General features: G+C 69.8%; 16 protein-coding genes and 2 tRNA genes. 6 read left to right on the top strand and 12 right to left on the bottom strand.

The window, feature by feature from the left end; translation table 11 throughout:
- The first annotated feature begins 901 nt into the window (after positions 1-901).
- A complete protein-coding gene (locus ACSBPG_RS31215) occupies positions 902-1879 on the top strand; it encodes a hypothetical protein (RefSeq protein ID WP_435541164.1) in 978 nt (325 codons plus the stop codon).
- Here ACSBPG_RS31215 and ACSBPG_RS31210 read toward each other — a convergent pair.
- The 7 genes from ACSBPG_RS31210 to ACSBPG_RS31180 form a co-directional block, all read right to left on the bottom strand.
- Positions 1876-2901: an RES family NAD+ phosphorylase gene (locus ACSBPG_RS31210; protein ID WP_435541163.1), complete on the bottom strand. Its 1026-nt coding sequence runs from the start codon at positions 2899-2901 to the stop codon at positions 1876-1878. The genes ACSBPG_RS31215 and ACSBPG_RS31210 overlap by 4 nt on opposite strands.
- A gap of 7 nt (positions 2902-2908) precedes the next feature.
- Complete coding sequence (locus ACSBPG_RS31205) at positions 2909-3844, bottom strand: sce7725 family protein (protein ID WP_435541162.1); 936 nt, start codon at positions 3842-3844, stop codon at positions 2909-2911.
- Positions 3845-3849: 5 nt separating this feature from the next.
- On the bottom strand, positions 3850-4737 hold the full coding sequence (locus ACSBPG_RS31200; RefSeq protein ID WP_435541161.1) for a sce7726 family protein: 888 nt from the start codon (positions 4735-4737) through the stop codon (positions 3850-3852).
- Positions 4738-5114: 377 nt separating this feature from the next.
- Entirely contained in the window at positions 5115-5786 is a 672-nt protein-coding gene (locus ACSBPG_RS31195; RefSeq protein ID WP_435541160.1) for a site-specific integrase, read from the bottom strand.
- Between the two features lie 144 nt (positions 5787-5930).
- On the bottom strand, positions 5931-6185 hold the full coding sequence (locus ACSBPG_RS31190; RefSeq protein ID WP_435541159.1) for a hypothetical protein: 255 nt from the start codon (positions 6183-6185) through the stop codon (positions 5931-5933).
- Between the two features lie 59 nt (positions 6186-6244).
- Positions 6245-6318 (bottom strand) — tRNA-Gly (locus ACSBPG_RS31185).
- Positions 6319-6431: 113 nt separating this feature from the next.
- On the bottom strand, positions 6432-7046 hold the full coding sequence (locus tag ACSBPG_RS31180; protein WP_435541158.1) for a GNAT family N-acetyltransferase: 615 nt from the start codon (positions 7044-7046) through the stop codon (positions 6432-6434).
- Between the two features lie 396 nt (positions 7047-7442).
- On the opposite strand from ACSBPG_RS31180, the gene apaG reads away from it, so the two are divergent.
- Together apaG and folE are read left to right on the top strand one after the other, a co-directional pair.
- Positions 7443-7835, top strand: coding sequence for a Co2+/Mg2+ efflux protein ApaG (gene apaG, locus ACSBPG_RS31175; protein ID WP_435541157.1), 393 nt, complete (start codon positions 7443-7445; stop codon positions 7833-7835).
- A 201-nt stretch (positions 7836-8036) separates the two neighbouring features.
- Entirely contained in the window at positions 8037-8702 is a 666-nt protein-coding gene (folE, locus tag ACSBPG_RS31170) for a GTP cyclohydrolase I FolE (protein ID WP_435541156.1), read from the top strand.
- A gap of 24 nt (positions 8703-8726) precedes the next feature.
- On the opposite strand, the gene ACSBPG_RS31165 is transcribed toward folE, so the two are convergent.
- Together ACSBPG_RS31165 and ACSBPG_RS31160 are read right to left on the bottom strand one after the other, a co-directional pair.
- The gene (locus ACSBPG_RS31165) at positions 8727-9389 is read right to left on the bottom strand and encodes a helix-turn-helix domain-containing protein (RefSeq protein ID WP_435541155.1); all 663 of its coding nucleotides are present in this window, start codon (positions 9387-9389) and stop codon (positions 8727-8729) included.
- A gap of 199 nt (positions 9390-9588) precedes the next feature.
- Positions 9589-10473 (bottom strand): SDR family oxidoreductase, encoded by an 885-nt coding sequence (locus ACSBPG_RS31160; RefSeq protein WP_435541154.1) that lies wholly within the window; start codon positions 10471-10473, stop codon positions 9589-9591.
- A 61-nt stretch (positions 10474-10534) separates the two neighbouring features.
- Between ACSBPG_RS31160 and ACSBPG_RS31155 the strand changes: the two genes are divergently transcribed.
- On the top strand, positions 10535-11314 hold the full coding sequence (locus tag ACSBPG_RS31155) for a hypothetical protein (protein ID WP_435541153.1): 780 nt from the start codon (positions 10535-10537) through the stop codon (positions 11312-11314).
- Between the two features lie 9 nt (positions 11315-11323).
- Here the strand turns inward: ACSBPG_RS31155 and ACSBPG_RS31150 are convergent, their stop codons facing one another.
- Positions 11324-12511: a permease gene (locus ACSBPG_RS31150; RefSeq protein ID WP_435541152.1), complete on the bottom strand. Its 1188-nt coding sequence runs from the start codon at positions 12509-12511 to the stop codon at positions 11324-11326.
- 240 nt (positions 12512-12751) lie between these two features.
- On the opposite strand from ACSBPG_RS31150, the gene recQ reads away from it, so the two are divergent.
- Positions 12752-14644: a DNA helicase RecQ gene (gene recQ / locus ACSBPG_RS31145; RefSeq protein ID WP_435541151.1), complete on the top strand. Its 1893-nt coding sequence runs from the start codon at positions 12752-12754 to the stop codon at positions 14642-14644.
- A 26-nt stretch (positions 14645-14670) separates the two neighbouring features.
- Here the strand turns inward: recQ and ACSBPG_RS31140 are convergent, their stop codons facing one another.
- Both ACSBPG_RS31140 and ACSBPG_RS31135 read right to left on the bottom strand, forming a co-directional pair.
- Positions 14671-17274, bottom strand: coding sequence for a methyl-accepting chemotaxis protein (locus ACSBPG_RS31140; RefSeq protein ID WP_435541150.1), 2604 nt, complete (start codon positions 17272-17274; stop codon positions 14671-14673).
- Positions 17275-17331: 57 nt separating this feature from the next.
- Positions 17332-18501: an ABC transporter substrate-binding protein gene (locus ACSBPG_RS31135; protein ID WP_435541149.1), complete on the bottom strand. Its 1170-nt coding sequence runs from the start codon at positions 18499-18501 to the stop codon at positions 17332-17334.
- A 211-nt stretch (positions 18502-18712) separates the two neighbouring features.
- Between ACSBPG_RS31135 and ACSBPG_RS31130 the strand changes: the two genes are divergently transcribed.
- Positions 18713-18787 (top strand) — tRNA-Thr (locus ACSBPG_RS31130).
- Positions 18788-19052: the final 265 nt, after the last annotated feature.

The raw sequence follows: 19052 nt of genomic DNA, 5'->3' as shown, positions 1-19052 counted from the left end.
ACCCGCGGGTTATGGCAGCCCAGCGGGTGCGCCGGGCGCTCCGGAAGCAGCGGCTCCATGCGTTCCCACAACTCACCCGGCAACCGCCAGCCGTCGTCTTGAACCAACTTGCCCATTGAAACCTCCGGGCCGCAATGCACTGGACGTTCAACAGAGCAGGCGAAACCGGATCCCTACTGGAATAGGCTCTAAGGGTTTTCTATGCCCTGACGGCAGGGCTCTGTTCTTTCCCCTGATCCTCTCGAATATAGTGGCAGTTTCCGCCTGGGTTTAAACTGATACCGTCGAGCGGAATGGCTGACACACCTCCTGCCCCCACCCTCCCCACGGCTCCGCCGCGGGTCCCCTCCCTCCCCTGCGAAGCGGGGGAGGGTCGAGGTGGGGGCAGGAGGTGTATCAGGGTTTCGGCTCGGGGGTATGAGAGACGCGGGCGCTGGTGGCGGCGTTTGCGCCAGGAGCGGTGGTGACAATGGGGCACCACCCGGCATCCGGACAGGCGCTAACTCATTTATATGTCGGGAAAGGCATTGGAGCGGGTGAAGGGAATCGAACCCTCGTCGTAAGCTTGGCTGACCGTTGCCGACCTAGCCGTCATCCTCGGTCTAAAGAAGCAGACGATTTACAACCGCTTGAGTTCGTGTCCGGAGACCTTGCCTCCGGCGACGCGCGTCCCCAAGCTGCACGGGCCGCGCTAGTCACCGCGGGTCGTGAAGGAATGGCAAGCCCGATACAACCCATCTGGACTGCCGGATGTGCCCCGCCGTTCCGGCCGCCCGACCAAGGCCGAAGAAGGTGGCTCGCCGGCTGAAAGGAAGGGGCGGATAGCTGCGTCCGATTTCTTCTCGCGACACGGCTGGCACACAGGGCTACAATAGGGGACGGGACGGGAGCAGCATAAGCGATGATCACCCCTAATGTGAGCGCGTTGTTAGCTAATGCTGTCGATTCTATCAGGATGGGGATCGAGGACTACGCGCTCGATAAGCCGGCACGGTCTCTGTCCGCCGTTCGTAACTTCTACGCTGGCCTGCTTCTGCTGGCGAAGGAGGTGATCAGTCGGAAAGTGCCGGACACCGATCCGGATCAGGTCATCGGCGCCAAATACAAACCGGTCCCAGATGGTCGAGGTGGAATTAAGTACGTCCCGGATGGGCATTCTACGATCGACTTCACGACGATCGGGAGGCGCTTCAAAGATTTTGGCATTACGATTAACCCAAGGGAGCTCGAAGAACTCAACGCGATCCGCAATGACATTGAGCATCGCTATACCAACAAGCCAGCGTCCGTCGTCCGCGATGCGATCGCACGTGCGTTTCCCATCACCCTCCAACTTTTTCGGGAGGCCGGCGAAGATCCACGAACGTTGCTGGGAGAAACTTGGTCAGTCATGCTCGATGCGCGCGGCCTTTATGAGGCGGAACTTGCGCGCTGCCGGGCAACGCTCGCCGGTGTCAACTGGCGCTCCCCCACGGTCGAGGCAGAGGGGCTGCGGTGCAGCAAGTGCGGCTCCGAACTGGTTGAGCAACGCGACCCCCAAAACGGCGATCAGAATGAGTTGGATCTCGTCTGTCAGAACTGTGGTACGTCGTTGGACCGCGAGGAGGAGATTGTCGCCGCCGTTGATCGGGCACTCAGCGGCGAAGCCTACATGCGTTATAAGGACACCTTCGAGTCCGGCCCCGTTTACGAATGTCCTGCGTGCGGCAATCTAGCATACATCGATACTGAGGATGCGTGCGCAGTGTGTGGTGAAACCTTCGAATACGAAGCCACCTGCATGCGCTGCCATTCGGGTATTCCGCTGGAAGACGCATTGGCGGGCTTCGATGAGGGGCTTTGCTCCTACTGTACCCACATCATGAACAAGGACGATTAAGCGGCTTCCACTGCCACAGAGACGCGGCTGATGTTGTAGAGAGCAACATTGCCGCCAACAGCTTTTTTGGGATCGAAGAGAGCCAAGTTGATGCCTTCGCTGACCGAACTGCGGTACACGACGCCGTCATAACCGCACTTCTTGATGAACTCGCAAAGGTATTGGCTCGGGATGTAGTCGATCGCGGCACCTTGCGGCAGCACAGGCCGGGTCAATTCATTGCCCAGACGCTCAAGGAAGGGGATGTCCGCCCGCAACTGGCCTACAGCGCCGGCGTCCGCCAACAGGAAGGGCGATACCAGCTTGCGGGGGTTTCTGAGATCGATGGCTTTGAGCGGGTCCCCAATCGTGAAATCGGCGACGCATGCGACTTCGCCCGTGTGCGGACGCACCTCCGCAACTGCAGCCTCGGGGAGCGAGCCGAGGTAGAGATAGGGGATGCCGGGCGGATTGGCGCGGCCGTGCGTTGCGAGCCGCTTCGGCGGCGCGCCCATTTCCGTGATGGCATAGGTCGTGTCTCCCGTTCGAATGCGTGCCCGATGCCATCTCGTCGGCAGTTCGTCGGCAAGCAGATAGGGCAACAAATCCTTGAGCCGGTCGGTGTCGAGCGTCTCGTCCAAAAAGTAACGGTTCTTGTACATCAACTCGTCGCGAAGGGTTTCCCAGCGGATTAGGCCTTCGCTTTTGTAAGAAGCCGATGGTGAGAACGGCTTTCGGACGATGTCGCCGTCGTCGAGGATTTCTCCCAGAAGGTCCTTTGCGTGGGCGGTGTCCATGCGGTCATGCGTGAAAAGCTGCCAGTCCTCCTTCATCCATTCGACCAGCGGCTTGCCGTCTGGATCGGGTTCATAGACGCTGATCAGCAGTTCGAAATAATCGAAGAGCTGCTGCGGTTCGACGAGGTCGACATCCGCCGAACCGCAAAAGCCGCACGTGCCGCGGGTCGGCATGAGTCCAGGGATGATATTCTTCCGCAGGCCGCGGTCATCGAAACATTCGGGGCAGCAGCGTCGCGCGGGCATGAAGGCCTCAGCCGAAAAAGGCGGCAAGCGTCTCGATGTGATGTTTCATCGAGAGCTTCTTCACGGAGCCAAGCCCAGGGAAATGGCGCTTGGCGTGCAGATCGCGGAATTCTTTCACGGCCGATGTTTCGACAAGCTTGGATGTGCCCGAATCGAGCTTGTCGATCATCTTGTCCAATGCCTCGGCGAACTTGCCTGCCGGGTCAGTCGGCGTGTCCTGTCGTTTCGATACGAAATGGTAGATGAACATCGCATCGTCCTGGTCAGGATCGATGAAAGTGAGATGGATCGCAACCGCGTAAGCCGGGCCGCCGGATTCGGAATAGTCGTCGCCGACGATCAGAAAATCGCCGAATCCGTCCATACCCTCTTCCGTAAAGGTGACGTGAAGGTCCGAGAACAATTCGACGGGTGGGTGGTCGCGGTTGCGGCGGCGTTGGAAGCCGTCGCGCAGCAACACGCGCTCGCTGCCTTGAAAATGTTTGCGATAGAGTTTTCCACAATGAGCTTCGAAGAAAACGTTGCGGGGAGACAGTCGCGCTTCAGCGAGTGCGTCGGCGAGCGCTTTGGCGTGGGCGAAGCCGGCATGCACAAGGGTGAGCTGATGGCCTTCATGCTGCGTGCAGCACGCCATGGCTTCTTGGACGCTCATATCCTCTCTGAGCAGGATGCCGACGTCAACGGCGGCGTTCCCGAAATAGCCGTCTCGCAGAAGCGCTGAGATCCCTACGCCGCCCTCGCGATGGTCGCCGTGGTAGGGATTGACAATGACGACGGCACGGCCACGCGCGCTGCAGACCGTCTTCAGTGTTCGTTCGAGTCCCCCCAGAGCTTCCTTGACCGGTTCGATGATCGGCACGAAGCCGGCCTTCGCCAGCAACCCCGCCGTCTCTCGAATGGTGATCAACTCGTACTGCTTGCCGCGAAAATAAGGGTGGTACATGCGGCTCAGCCCCAGTCCAAGGCGCTGGCGAGCGGTGTGCGCACTGAGTCGACCAAGCGGTCATGATCAGCGCGACGGACCTGGATCGACAGAGCCGCCGCGTGGAGTGAGGTTGGGAGGCGATCAACAAGAGCGCCCAGAGGTGCCAGATTCCGGGTTCGCTTCAACGTTTGCACCATAGCCTTGTGCACCTCCACCGGACGAAGTTGCCCGAACACCTCGCGCATTATAGCATGCATCATGGTGTTCGGCACATCCGGTATGTCGGTGCCGAGTTCCTTCAGAACCGCCCGAGCCTCCGCCGAGCGCAATGAATCGAAAATGGCTTGCGGGCACACCTGCTCGGAGCAGTCGGCGGCGTCGCGGATGGTCGAAATGTGGAACCGTGGGGAGAGGCTCATGACGCCGACCTCTTCCGGAACAGTGCCCATCACGCCGCGGACATGGGTCTCGCTCGCTATGACATAAACCTTAGCAAAAACCTTGCGGTAGTTCTCGACTTGCCGCTCAAGCCGAGCGAGCGAGTCGCGCTCAGACTTTATTTCATAGACCGTTGCCGTTCCATTCAGGATGACAAGGTCTGCCTTGCATACGCCCACACGAAACTCGTTGAGCATGCTTGCTGTGTTGAGAGAATGCTTGCCCAAGAGAATGTTGCGGGTGAGTGCCGCCCGATAGACATACTCGTCCCGCTGGCCGATGCGGCGCAGCACGGCGAAAGCTGCATCGAACGCCTCACCCACCGTTGCGCCGGACGGACAAAACTCCTCGATCCGCGCTTCACCGATCAGGCGCGCGAACGTGGGTGACCGGCCTTTCCTGGCCATTTCCCGGAAGACGGCCGAGGAGAAGAGGCGCGATATCGCCGAAAGTTGAGACGCGTCTGGAGTCACCGTTCCCTCTACGATACCCCGATTACCGGCCCCCGGGTGTCGAGGACCGTTTTAGCCCGGAACGGCGCATCAGGGAATCCAGCAAATGCCAAGGCCCGAAAATCTTCCACCTGCGAGGACCCAGAAAGCATCTGTTAGGCCTTCGTGCAGGATCCGGAGCGTGATGGCAACAATCGCAAAAGTCTCTGTCGCCGCTTAGACGGGCTCGCCTCGATAATAATATGGGCTAAAAGCGGAACGTGGCCAGCGCATGTATTTGCTTTTTGGCCACGAACCGCCTCAATTGCGCCTGCGAAATCGATAGGCCTTAGACATGTGGTATACCCCTTCCGCACCAGCGCTTGGCGAATAGCTCGCCGACAGGACGTAAACATCCGTCAGCCAAGTCGTCCTGCGAGACGATGGAACCTAAGGTGGCTGTATCGTTTCAGCATCTCCGGGGAGAGGTGCCCGGTGATGGACATCATTTCGTGGTCTCGCAGATCTGTGTTTTCGAACAACCGGCTGACCGCCTCGTGCCGGAGGTCATGCCTGCGCAGGTCGGGAAATTGGTCTTCCTTCACGGCGGTGCGGAATGCGTGACGAATGGCGCGCGGCGTCTTGATGGGGAAGACCCGGCGCTTGCCGATGGCGGTCGCGCCGTCCGGCAGCAGCGAGCGGAACGCCGCAACCGCGCGTGTGCTCAGCGGCACACGCCGGGGGCGGCCGTTCTTGGTCCGCGGCAGATCGGCGTGAGGGTGGGGGCCTTCGAGGTGGACGCGGTCGCCGGTGAGGCTGGCCAGTTCCGCCTGCCGCATGCTGGTCTCCAGCGCGATCCGCACCGCCGCCCCGAGCCACGTCGATTTGGACGTGTCGCACACCGCGTAGAGCCGATCCTCCTTGGTCTTGCCGTCCTGGTCGGGTTCGGAGTCGAGGCGGCGGTTTCGGCCGTTGTCGAGCGTCGGGCGGACGCCCCGGACCACGGGACTCTCAATGGCAACCTGGTGGATGAGCGACCATTGGCCGTACAGGTGGGAGATCAGGTTCAGCCGGTGCACGCAGGTCTGCACGCTGAACGCCGCCTCGGGGCTGATCTGCCCGCCGTCCTCGGCGTTGTCCTCGTCCAGGGCCTCACGGCGCCAGTCCAGCAGGTCCCAAGGGCGGAGCGACAGCAGCGACCAGTCGGCGAATCGGCTCGCCTTCCAGTAGGTGACCTAGCTCATCTTCACCTTGGCCAACCACGGCGTTTTAGGGACGATCACCCGCGCGTACCAGTCCAGGGCTTGTGACAGCGTCGTGTTACGGGCTTTGCTCCGGTCGACGAACTCGTCGCCGGTGACCTTGCCCTCCATGATGCGGGCCCACTCCTCGGCCTCGCGTCGGGTCTCGAACGTCTTGGTTTCCGAAATGCCCTTGCGGCGGACGCGGACGCAGTGCTGGTACGGCCCGCGCTCCCAGAGCGTGGCCATGAAACACCCTCCGTGACAGAGGGAGCGTCACATATTGTCACGAAAAAAGGCCAGGAAATTGGAGCGGGTGAAGGGAATCGAACCCTCGTCGTAAGCTTGGGAAGCTTCTGCTCTACCATTGAGCTACACCCGCGTCACCGGGCCGCGTGGCGGCTCCAGCGAGGGCCCGGGGCCGCGCGCGGCGGCCGGGGCCAGACGTTTATAGGCAAGGTCCCCGGCCGTTGCAAGGGGTCGTTTCGCGCCGCCTCACGCCGCGGCGGCGACGCGGCGGGCGTACCACAGGCCGCCCGCCGGCCGGGTCCGGTTAGGGATCGCGCCGGCCAGGGCGACCTCCGGCGCCGCGGGCGGGGCGATGTCGCAGGGATGCCGGCCGACCACGCCGGCGGCGCCGGCGAGCGCACCCGGCACCAGCTCCAGGCCGAGGAAGCGGGCGGGGTCCACCGGGCCCGGCATCTCCAGGCCGAGGGTCAGGTCGCGGGTGAAGCCGAAACGGCCGTAATAGGGGGCGTCGCCGACCAGGATCACCGCGCGGTGGCCGGCGGCGGCGGCCTTGTTCAGGCTCATGCGGATCAGCTTGCTGCCGAGGCCGCCGCCCCGCCAGTGCGGCGCCACGGCGATCGGGCCCAGCATCAGCGCCGGCGTCATCCCGCCGAGCAGCACCGGCCAGTAGCGGATCGTGCCCTCCAGCACCTCGTTGCCGTGGTCGTCGTGCTCGATGGCGACGAGGCACAGCTCGGGCAGCGGGGCGACCCCGTCGCGCAGCCGGTAGGCGGTCTTGGCGTGGCGGTTCGGGCCGAACGCCCGGTCGAGCAGGGCTTCGATCGCGGCGGCGTGCCGCGGCTCCTCGGTGGTGACGATCATCGATGGGGTCTCCCGGCAGGGAAAGAGGTCGGAAGGTGCGGGTCGCGCCTTCGCCGGGAGGGGATGCCGGTCAGTTCCGGCCTGATCCCCGGGCGTCCGCACGCGACCCAATGACGTCCGCGCCCGCACAAAGCGGCGCGAGGCTCCGTCGTCGGATGCGAATGGCGTGCAGACGCAACATGGCCACAGCTCATGGGCTGTTTCGGGGTGGACGGCATATATCATCGCCCCCCGCCCCGTGCAAGGGGCGTGCGCGCCCCGCCGTCACGCGGACCCCGGGGGTGTGGCATGAGCGCACGGCATGGGCCGCCTTCGCCGCCCCGCCCCCTGGACAGCGCGGCGAATCGCCCCCTATTCTTTAGGCAAGGAAGCGCGCCGCGGCGGGGAGGCCCGGTCATGTACAGCAACGTCACGCGATCGATCCGCGTCACCGTCAACCCGGTCTATCTCGAGGACCAGTCGGTCCCGGCCGAGAACCACTACGTCTGGGCCTACCACGTCCGCATCGAGAACGAGGGCGACGAGACGGTCCAGCTCCGCACCCGCTACTGGAAGATCACCGACGGGCTGGGCCGGGTGCAGGAGGTGCGCGGCCCTGGCGTGGTCGGCGAGCAGCCGGTGCTGGAGCCGGGCGAGGCCTTCGAATACACCAGCGGCACGCCGCTGGCCGCGCCCTCGGGCATCATGATGGGCGCCTACCAGATGGAGACCGAGCGGGGCGAGACCTTCGACGTCGCCATCCCCGCCTTCTCCCTCGACAGCCCGCACCAGCCCAAGCAGCTCAACTGACGGCGGCCGGCCGCCGCCGTCGCGGCCCCCGGCGTCGGGGCGACCTTGACATCGGGCGTCCCACTGCCGAAGTGGGGCTCACCCGTTCGGCCGATCGGCCAAAGGGCCGAAGCCGCTGATCCGCAGGGGGTGCCGGCCCCGTACAAGGAGCCGCAGGAGGCCCCCGGCACCGCCGGCCGCAGCATCGAGAGGACCCGCACCGTGACCGTTTCCAAGACCCCCGCCGCCGACAACGTCGTCCGCGGCCCCGGCCACAGCCGCCGCGGCACCGCGACCGCCGACCGTCCCACCCAGGCGGAGGCGGAGGAGGCGGTCCGCACGCTGATCCGCTGGGCCGGCGACGACCCCGCGCGCGAGGGGCTGCTCGGCACGCCGGACCGGGTGGCGCGCTCCTACCGCGAGTTCTTCGCCGGCTACGACGCCGATCCCGTCGAGATCCTGGAGCGCACCTTCGAGGAGGTCGAGGGCTACGACGAGATGGTCGTGCTGCGCGACATCCGCATGGAATCCTACTGCGAGCACCACATGGTGCCGATCATCGGCAAGGCCCACGTCGCCTACCTGCCGCGCCGCCGCGTCGTCGGCATCTCCAAGCTGGCCCGGGTCGTCGAGATCTACGCCAAGCGCCTGCAGATCCAGGAGAAGATGACGGCGCAGATCGCCAACACCATCGACGAGGTGCTGCAGCCCGAAGGCGTCGCCGTGGTGATCGAGGCGCAGCACCAGTGCATGACCACCCGCGGCGTCCACAAGACCGGCGTCACCATGGTGACCAGCCGCATGCTCGGCGCCTTCCGCTCCGACCCGTCGACCCGGCGCGAGTTCCTGTCGATGATCGGCAACCCGACCAGCCGCGCCGCGGAGTGAGCGGGAGGATCGGCGCGGCCGCCCTCACGCCTCGCGGATGCCGTGCTGGCGGATCAGGTTGTAGAGGGTCGGCCGGCTGACCTCCAGCAGGCGGGCGGCGGCCGACAGGTTGCCGCTGGACCGGCTCAGCGCGTCCTGCACGGCGCGGCGCTCGGCCTGCTCGCGCACCGCCCGCAGCGGCACCGGGGCGGCGGCCCGGCGGAACTCGGCCTCCAGCTCGTAGCGGTGGTGGGCGCGGTCGACCAGCAGCGCCAGGTCGCGCACGTCGCCGCTGCGGTGGAACACGTCGTGGGCCCCCTCGGCGACCGCCCGCACGGCGGCGCTGCGCGGCTGCCGCCCGTCGTCCAGCATCACCACCTTGGTGGCCGGCGCCGCCGCCAGCACGTCCGCCAGCACCGCCAGCCCGTCCACGGCCGGGCAGGCCGCCGGGCCGATGGCCGGGCACGGGGCCTCCCCGCCCGGGACCGCCGCGCCGGCCAGCGCGCCCGCCGCCTCGCCGGCCTCCGCGGGGAGCGGCGGCGGCGGGATGAAGAAGGACACCAGCGCCACCGACGGCCGGTGGGCGCGCACCACGCGCGCGGCGTTGTCGTGGTCGGCGGTGCTCACGATCCTCCAGGACGCCAGCGCGCTGCCCAGGGAGCCGGCGAGATCGGGGTCGTCGTCGACGAGAAGCAGCGTGCGCGCCACCGGGGCCCTCCTTCGGTTTCGGGGGAACGGACCTCCGGCGGGCGCCGGGTCCGCAACGTCGCCCCGAAACATCGCCAGCGCGGCCGCCGCTGTCCAAGGAGCGTTGGCATGAGCGGCGCCGCATTCCGGACACATTCCGAGATTCGAAAGGGGTGCGCCGCCCAACCTCTGGATGTCGCGTCCGGATGACGGCCCGCCGTCATCCGCCCCCGGACTCGGCCTCCAGCACCGCCCGCAGCCCGGAGCGGTGGTCGGGGTGGCGCGGCGTCCAGCCCAGCGCCCGCTTGATGCGGTCGTTGCGCACCCGCTTGTTGTCGGCCCAGAAGCTGGCGGCCATCGGCGACAGCGCGGCCTCGGCGAAGGGCACCGGCGGCGGCGGCGCCACGCCCAGCAGCTCGCAGGCGGTCGCCACCACCTCCGGCTGCGGGCAGGGATCGTCGTCGCAGACGTTGTAGACCGCGCCCGGCGTCGGCCGCGCCATCGACGCCTCGAGCGCGTCCACCGCGTCCTCGACGTGGATGCGGCTGAACACCTGGCCCGGCTTGTCGATGCGCCGCGCCGTGCCGTCGCGCACCTGGTCGATCGCGCTGCGGCCGGGGCCGTAGATGCCGGGCAGGCGGAACACGTGCAGCGGCACGCCGAACTGGCGGTAGAGGTGCAGCCAGCCGCGCTCCGCCTCGACCCGGCGGCGCTGCCGCTCGCCGGACGGCCGCAGCCACGCCGCCTCGCTCACCCAGTCGCCGTCGCGGTCGCCGTAGACCCCCGTGGTCGAGAGATAGCCCGCCCACTCCAGGCTGCCGAGGTCGGCGACGGCGGCGGCGTGGTGGTCGAGCGCCGAGTCGCCCCGCTCGTCCGGCGGGACGGAGACCAGCAGGTGGGTGGTGCCGGCGAGCGCCGCCGCCGGATCGGCCAGCGGGACGTCGCGGGCGAAGCGGAACGCCGCGATGCCGCGGCCGGCCAGGGCGTCGCACGACCCTTGGGAGCGGCCGGTCCCGGCGACCCGCCACCCCCGGGCGAGCGCGCGGTCCGCCAGCACCGAGGCGGTGTAGCCGAGACCGAAGACGAACAGGCGGGGCGCGGTCATGGGGCCTTCCTTCGCGTCGCCCTTGCGTCGGCAGGGCGCGATGGCGGAGTGTAGTCCGGCCATGATCCGACGCATACCCCCGCCGCTCCGCCCCCTGCCCCTCCTCCTCCTCCCGCTCCTCCTGCTGCCGCCGGCGAACGCCGCCGCGCAGGAGGGGAACGAGCGCCTGCGGTCCTGCCTGTCGCTCGCCGAGACGGCGCCGGACGCCGCGCTGGAACGGTCTCAGGGCTGGCAGGAGGGCGGCGGCGGCGGGCTCGCCCGCCTGTGCCAGGCGATGGCGCTGTTCCACAAGGGCAGCTTCCGCGACGCGGCGACCCGGCTGGAGGCGCTGGTGCCCGAGCTGGCCGGCGACGACCCGGCCGCCGCGGCCTCGCTGCTGGGGCGCGCCGGCTGGGCCTGGCTGCGGGCGGGCGAGGCCGACCGGGCCGAGCGCGCCTACGGCCGCGCCCTGGAGCAGCGGCCCGACGACGCCGACCTGCTGATCGACCGGGCCATCGCCCGCGCCGAGGCCGAGCGCTACTGGGACGCCGTCGCCGACCTCGACGCCGCCATCGCCAAGGCGCCCGGGCGGGCCGACGCCTGGCTCTACCGCGCCGCCGCCCACAAGGCGCTGGCCAGCTACCGCCTGGCGCTGGACGACGTGGCGCGGGCGCTGGAGCTGCGCCCCGGCGACCCGGAGGCGGTGCTGCTGCGCGGCAACCTCAAGGCGCTGTCCGGCAACCTCGCGGCGGCCCGCGACGACTGGACGCTGGTCCGCCGCCTGACCGGCGACGACGCCGAGGCCGCCCGCGCCGCCGCCGTCAACCTGGAGCGCACGGCGCCGAAGGCGCCGGCCCAATAGCCGGGAGCGTCAGCGCCCGCCATGGACGTGGCGGCCCGGTTGATCGTGGCCGTGCCCCTGGGCCGCATGACCGGCCCCATGCCCGGCCGCGTGCCCGGCCGGGCCGCCGCCGGCAAGGTGCAGCCGGAACAGCACGGCGGCGACGGCGAGGCAGAACAGGTTGAGGAAGAAGGTGTGGTCGATGGCGAAGCGCACCATCTCCTGCAGCGCCGGCCGCTCGCCCGGCATCAGGCCGAGCGCGGCGAACAGGTAGTGCACGGTGATGCCGGCGGCGACCATGCACAGGTACAGCACCGCCGACAGGTACAGGGCGTAGCGCCAGCCGTAGTACTTGGCGTGCACCCAGACCACGGTGGCGGCGACGAGGTCGGCGCCGAGGAAGGCCATCACCCCGCCGAACGACACGTCGCGCGACCACAGCATCGCCGCCAGCGGCACGTTGCCCATGGAGCCGATGAAGGTGAAGAAGGCCACCACCGGCGCCACCGCGGCGTTCTCCACCACCGCCAGCAAGGATGGGCTGTCGGACTGGCCGACGAACAGCAGGTTCCAGACGCTCTGCGGCACCAGGACGGCGATGAAGCCGGCCACGGTGAAGCCGAACAGGATCTCCTTCCACACCATCGCCCACTCCATGACGAAGGCGTCAGCGATGCGCCGCCAACCCTCCCGGGAGGTCAGCGTCGCGCGCCAGGAGCCGGCGGCCCCGCCGCCGTGGTCCATCTCCATCCCCTCGGCCTGCTGCGCCGCCTCGGCGTGGCGGCGGGCCCGGTCGGCGAGGCGGCCGGGAAACCACAGCCCCATCAGCAGGTAGGCGTAGAGCACCATCACCAGGCCGAGGGCGAAGTTGGCGAGCGTGAAGCGCCAGCCCACCAGCACCCACAGCACGATGCCCAGCTCGATCACCAGGTTGGTGGAGGAGACCAGGAAGGCGGTGGCGTTGGCCGGGTGCGCCCCCTTGGCGAACACCGACCGCGAGGCGGCGAGGGCGGCGAAGGAGCAGGAGGAGGAGATGAAGCCGAACAGGGTCGCCAGCGCCGCCGGCCGGACGCCGCGCCGGCCCAGCAGGCGGGCCATCTGCTCGCGCGTCACCAGCACCTGGATGCCGGCGGAGATGACGTAGCCGAAGATCAGCGCCCACGCCGCCTTCCACAGCATGCCGGCGGCGGTGTACAGGGCCTCGCCGATGGCCTCCATGGGCGGTCTCCTCGTCGGTGTGCCGGTAAGGGCAACCGGCGGGCGCGGCGTGCGTTCCGGCGGCCGCCGATCATGGCGGCCCTCTCCCGCGCCGCGGGGGAGGCATCGGGCGCCCGTCCCGGACGGCGATAACGCCCCATGTCACGGGATCCCGCCTTGCCCCGGCGGGGGGTGATGTGCCACATCATGGGCGTAGGGTCCGTCACGGCCCTTGGCCCCCAGATCTTGCGTGCGATGGGCGTGGATTCGCTGTTTTCCCTGTCACCCCCGGAAGGCGACGCGGCGCTGGACACGCTGCGGTCGGTGTTCGGCTACGAGTCCTTCCGCGGCCGCCAGGGCGAGATCATCCGCCACGTCGTCGCCGGCGGCGACGCCCTGGTGCTGATGCCGACCGGCGGCGGCAAGTCGCTGTGCTACCAGATCCCGGCGCTGGTGCGGCCGGGGGTGGCGGTGGTGGTGTCGCCGCTGATCGCGCTGATGCGCGACCAGGTGACGGCGCTGCGCCAGCTCGGCGTGCGCGCCGCCTTCCTCAATTCCTCCCTCGACCTCGCCGAGGCGCGCGAGGTCGAGCGCGCCATGGTGCGCGGCGAGCTGGACCTCGTCTACGTCGCCCCGGAACGCCTCGTCACCCCGCGCTTCCTCGACCTGCTGGAGCGCACCGAGCTGGCGCTGTTCGCGCTGGACGAGGCGCACTGCGTCTCGCAGTGGGGCCACGATTTCCGGCCCGAGTACCTGCAGCTGTCGATCCTGCACGAGCGCCACCCCATGGTGCCGCGCATCGCGCTGACCGCCACCGCCGACGCCCAGACCCGCGCCGAGATCGCCGAGAAGCTGGGGCTGACCGAGGCGCGGGTCTTCGTCTCCTCGTTCGACCGCCCCAACATCACCTACCGCGTCGTGCCCAAGGCCAGCGAGCGCCAGCAGCTCCTCGCCTTCCTGCGGGACAACCACCCGGAGGACGCCGGCATCGTCTACTGCATGTCGCGGGCGAAGGTGGAGGACGTGGCGCAGTGGCTGTGCGCCCAGGGCCGCGAGGCCCTGCCCTACCACGCCGGCCTGCCCGCCGCGGTGCGCGAGGCCAACCAGGACCAGTTCCTCAAGAGCGAGGGGCTGGTGATGGTGGCGACGGTCGCCTTCGGCATGGGCATCGACAAGCCCAACGTCCGCTTCGTCGCCCACCTCGACCCGCCCAAGAGCCTGGAGGCCTACTACCAGGAGACCGGCCGCGCCGGGCGCGACGGGCTGCCGGCCAGCGCCTGGATGGTCTACGGCATGGCCGACGTGGTGATGCTGCGCCAGATGCTGGAGCAGTCGGAGGCGGGCGACGCCCACCGCCGGGTCGAGCGGCGCAAGCTGGAGGCCCTGCTGGGCTTCTGCGAGACCGCCCAATGCCGCCGCCAGGTGCTGCTGAACTATTTCGGCGAGACCGGGGCCGAGCCCTGCGGCAACTGCGACACCTGCCTGGAACCGATGGAGACCTGGGACGGCACCGTCGCCGCCCAGAAGGCGCTGGCCGCCGTCTACCGCACCGGCCAGCGCTACGGCGCGGGGCACCTCATCGACGTGCTGCGCGGCAACGCCACGGAGAAGGTGGTGCAGCAGCAGCACGACCGCCTGAAGACCTTCGGGGTGGGCGGCGACCTGTCGAAGGCGGAGTGGCAGTCGGTGTTCCGCCAGCTCGTCGCCGCCGGCTTCCTGACGGTCGACGTCGAGGGCTACGGCGGCTTCCGCCTGACCGACGCCGGCGTGCCGGTCGCCAAGGGCCAGCAGACGGTGCGCCTGCGCAAGGACCCGGTGCAGGAGAAGCGCCGCGGCGTGCGCGACTCGCTGCGCCGCGCCGCGGCCGGCGGCCGCGCCGGTGCCCGCGACGAGGGGGTGTCGCGCGGGGCGGGTCGCGGCGCCCTGTCGCCGGCCGACGACGCGCTGTGGCACGCGCTGCGCGCCTGCCGGCTGGAGCTGGCGCGCGACCAGGGCGTGCCGCCCTACGTCATCTTCCACGACTCCACGCTCCTGGAGATGGTCGCCACCCGCCCCCTCGACCGCCACGCCTTCGCCCGCCTGCCCGGCGTCGGCGCCCGCAAGCTCGACCTCTACGCCGACAGCTTCCTCGAGGTCATCCACAAGCACGCGTGAGCGGCCGGGCGGCCGGGCGGGCCCCCTCAGCCCGCCCGCATCTCCCGGACGAAGCGGTCGACCTGGCTGTCCAGCGCCTTCACCTGGTCGGCCACGGTGGTCGAGGCGTCGAGCACGCCCTGGGCCGACTGGCCGGCGTCGGCCGCGGCGCGGGCCACCGTGTCGATGTTGCTGCGCACGTGCCGGGTGCCGTCGGCCGCCTCGCCGACGTTGCGGGCGATCTCGCGGGTGGCGGCGCTCTGCTGCTCCACCGCGGCGGCGATGGCGGCGGCGATCTCGTTGATGGAGCGGATGGTGCCGGCGATGGCGCGGATCGCCGTCACCGATTCCTGGGTCACCGCCTGCATCGCGGCGATCTGCTGGCTGATCTCCTCGGTCGCCTTGGCGGTCTGGCTGGCGAGGTTCTTGACCTCGCTGGCCACCACCGCGAAGCCCTTGCCGGCGTCGCCGGCGCGCGCCGCCTCGATCGTCGCGTTCAGCGCCAGCAGGTTGGTCTGCGAGGCGATGTCGGAGATGAGGTCGACCACCTCGCCGATGCGGCCGGCGGCGCTGGCCAGCCCCTCCACCGTGTGGTCCGTCCGCTCCGCCTCGTCGGCGGCCTGCCGGGCGATGCGGCTGGAGTTCTGGACCTGGGTGCCGATCTCCTGGATCGAGGCCGACAGCTCCTCGGTGGCGGCGGCCACCGCCTCGACGCTGCCGGCCGCCTGCGCGGAGGTGGCGGCGGCGGTCGCCGCCTCGCCCGAGGTCTGCTCCGCCGTGCGGGTCATGCGGGCGGCGATCCCGTGCATGTCGGCGGCGGCGTGGGACACCCGCTCCAGCAGGCTGCGCACGCTGGACTCGAAGCCGTCGGCCATCTCCAGCATGGCGCGGCGGCGGTCGGCGGCGGCGCGTTCGCGCTCCTCCTCGGTGCGGCGCCGCTCCTCCTCCAGGGCGCGGGCGTTGTCGCGGAAGACCGCCAGCGCCTCGGCCATGCGGGCGATCTCGTCGCGCCCGCCCGACGGCACGGCGGCGGCGAGATCGCCGCCGCTGATGCGGGTCATCGCCGCGTTGAGGCGGCGCAGCCGCAGGACGATGCCGTTGCGCACGATGAACCAGCCGACCAGCAGCACCGCGGCGACGCCGGTCACGCCGAGGACGATCATGACGGTGCGGGCGGCGGCGGTGGTGGCCTCGGCCTGGCGGGAGGCGTCGTCCATCACCTGGCGGGCGGCGGCGGCGATGGCCGCGACGTGCTCGGACAGGACGCGGGTGCTGGCGCGGATCGTCTCGTCGAGCCCCTGCGCCCCGGCCAGGTAGCCCAGTTCGGCGCTGCGGCGGGCGAACAGCCCCTCCTCGCCCTGGCCGATCTCGGCCAGCTTCGCCGCGGCGTCGCGCAGCGCCGCCGCCTCGGCCGAGCCGGTGTTGCGGGCGCCGGCGGCGGTCATGGCCTTGACCGCCGCCTCGAAGCCGGCCCGCTGCTGCGACAGCTCGTAGGGGGCGGCCTCGTTGGCGGCGGTGGCGAGCAGGCCGGCCATCAGGTTGACCTCGCCGCGCAGCTCCAGGGCGGCGCGCAGGGCCTCGACCTCGTTGCTGAACAGGCGGGCGACCTGTTCGCCGGTGCGGGTGATGGTGTCGCCGCTGCCCATCATGAGGTTGAAGGAGGATTCGTCGGCCAGCTTGGACAGCACCCCCAGCAGCTCGTCGCGCACGGCCGTCATGTCCTTGACGATGCCGGCCCGCTGGTCGCTCAGCGCGATGCGCTCGGCCGCCGTCAGCCCGGCGTCGGCGAGCTGGGCGGCGCGCAGCGCGAACAGGTCGTCGCGGCCGCGCCCATAGTCGAGCAGGAAGTCGACCAGGATCGCCGCCTCGCCCGCCGCCTCGCCCTCGGGCAGGTTCTTCAGGCCGAGCAGCAGCCAGCGGCTGGTCGCGTCGAAATGCTCCTTCAGCGGCGGCAGTTGCGCCGGGTCGGTGACGTTGGCCGCCTCGATCAGCAGCGAGATGGCGAGGTTGGTGTCGGCCGACAGGCCGAGCGACGCCTGGACCGCGCCGACCTCCCGGTCGATCAGGGTGCGGATGGCCTCGCCGTTGGCCTCCATCGCACTGGACGCGCCCTGGTGCATCGACGCGGTCGCCTCCTCGACGACCGTGGTGGCGCGGCGCAGCACGTCGGCGTGCAGCGCCTTGGACATCTCGACGAGGCGGGCGCGCTCGGCCCGCGCCCTGCCCAGGTCGGAGACGGTGCCGGCGAGGTCGGCCAGGGCGACGCGCATGCCGCCCACCGCCTCCGCCGCCGCGTCGACCGCCGGCATGCCGAGCTCGCGCAGCCCGTCGAGCGCGGTCCCGACGGTCTGCGACTGCTCCTCGATCCGTTCGGCCAGGGCGGCCCGGTCCATGTCGTTGTCGGCGGCGCGCAGCGCCGGGGCCAGCTCGCCCAGCCGCACGGCGCCGATCTCCAGCTCCCGGGACAGCGCCAGCGCCCGCACGCCGCGCCCGGTGATGGCGTCGACGCTGGCGTCGATCTGCATGTAGGAGCCGTTGGCGACGAACGCCGCCACCACCGTCAGCGCCGCGCTCAGGCCGAAGGCGACCAGCAACTTGGTGCCGATGCTGAGCCCGCCGTCCCGCGCCGATCCCGACCGGATACCCGCCATGCCCCGTGTCCTCCCGTCTGGTGGGCCGGTTCCGCCCGGCCCGTTGTCGTGTTCGGCTCAGCCCTTCAGGCCGGCCAGACCGTCCACCGTCCGCAGGCCGCCGTCGGGGCCGATCACGGTGAAGCGCACGCCGTCGGCGCCCTGGTTGTCGCCGGGCCCGAAGCGCAGGACGAGGCCGCCGAGGTCGAACGGCCCGCCGTCGGCGACGGCGTGCAGCAGGCCGGCCCGCGTCGGCTCGCCGGGCGTGCGGGCGAGCGCCTCGACGACCAGCCGGCCGACGGCGTAGCCTTCGAGCGAGGCGGCGTCGGGCGGCGTCTCGGCGGCGGCGGCGAGCGCCGTGCGGAAGGCGGCGACCAGCGGCACCGTCCCGTCCTCGGGCGACGGCAGCACCTGGCTCACCGCCAGCCTGGCGCCGGCCATGCCCGGCTCGGCCGCCAGCGCCCGGGCGTCGGCGGCGGACACGGCGACGAACGCCGGGTCGAGCTTGAGGCGGTGCGCCAGCCGGATGAACTCGGCGCAAGGGGCGGCGGCGCCGACCATCACCACCGCCTCGGGATCGGTCTTGCGGATCGTCAGCAGCGCCGCCTTGACCGCGGTGGTGTTGCGGGGATAGGCGCCGCGGGCGACCGGCGGCAGGCCGTGCGCCTCCATCGCCCTCTCCACGCCGGCCAGCCCGGCCCGGCCGAAGGCGTCGTCCTGGTAGAGGATGGCGATGCGGCGGGCGCCGAGCGCGCCGGTCAGCCCGGCGATCCAGGCCTCGGCCTCCTGTTCGAAGGAGGGGCGCAGGTTGACCACGGTGCGCAGCGCCGGGTCGCGCAGGTCGGCGGCGCCGCTGAGCGGACCGATGAACGGGACGCCGGCGGCCTCGGCCAGCGGCTGCGCCGCCGCCGCGGTCGCGGTGCCGACGGCGCCGACCAGGGCGAACACCTCCTGCCCGTCGATCAGCCCGCGGGTTTCGGCGGCCGCGCGGTCGGGATCGCCGCCGTCGTCGCGGCTCAGCAGCTCCAGCCGCCGCCCGTCCACCCCGCCGGCGGCGTTGGCCTCGGCGAAAGCGGCCAGGATGCCGGCGCGCATGCCCCGCCCGAGGGCCCCGGCCGGCCCGTCGAGGGCGGCGACCTGGCCGAAGACGATGCGCCCGGCGTCCACCCCCGGTTCGGCCGCCGCCGTGCCCGAGATCCCGATCATGACCGCCAGGACCACACCGCCCAGCGTCATCCCCCGTCCCATCGCCGTCCTCCGCCCGCCCCACCCTGCCGGCCGCACGAAGCGCCGCCCTGCGGATAGTTCGTTAGAGAAACTGAATGAATTCTTAACGACGGGATTTGCCACATCTTTCGACCGTTCCGACCGGCCGGCGACGGCCCGCGAAATCGCCGCGCGGGAGCCCGCACATGAGGCTTGCATCCGCCCCCCATCGCCGCTATGGTCGCCGCCCAACGCCGCAGTAGCTCAGGGGTAGAGCAACTGATTCGTAATCAGTAGGTCGTTGGTTCAAATCCGACCTGCGGCACCATCGAATTCAAGGGCTTAGCGCTACCGGCGCTGGGCCCTTTTTCATTCCAGGTAGCTCCCAGGTAACATATGGCCATTGATGGCGGCCCGCAGCGAGGTGAACGGGGATCCGGTCATCCGAGAGATCTACGAACGCAGCTACAGGGCAGCCACCCTCGTCCGAACACCTAGACGACGGCTCGCGAGGCTAAGAGCGCCTAACAGAACCATCGCTCGACGAAGCGGACGGTGATGAGGGCGGCGGCGAGATGGTGGAAGGCGGCGAA

This window comes from Azospirillum sp. ST 5-10 (genome assembly GCF_051225715.1).
Classification (GTDB): Bacteria; Pseudomonadota; Alphaproteobacteria; order Azospirillales; family Azospirillaceae; genus Azospirillum.
The sequence above is the reverse complement of the archived record's forward strand: the minus strand, read 5'-3'. Positions and strand labels throughout refer to the sequence as shown.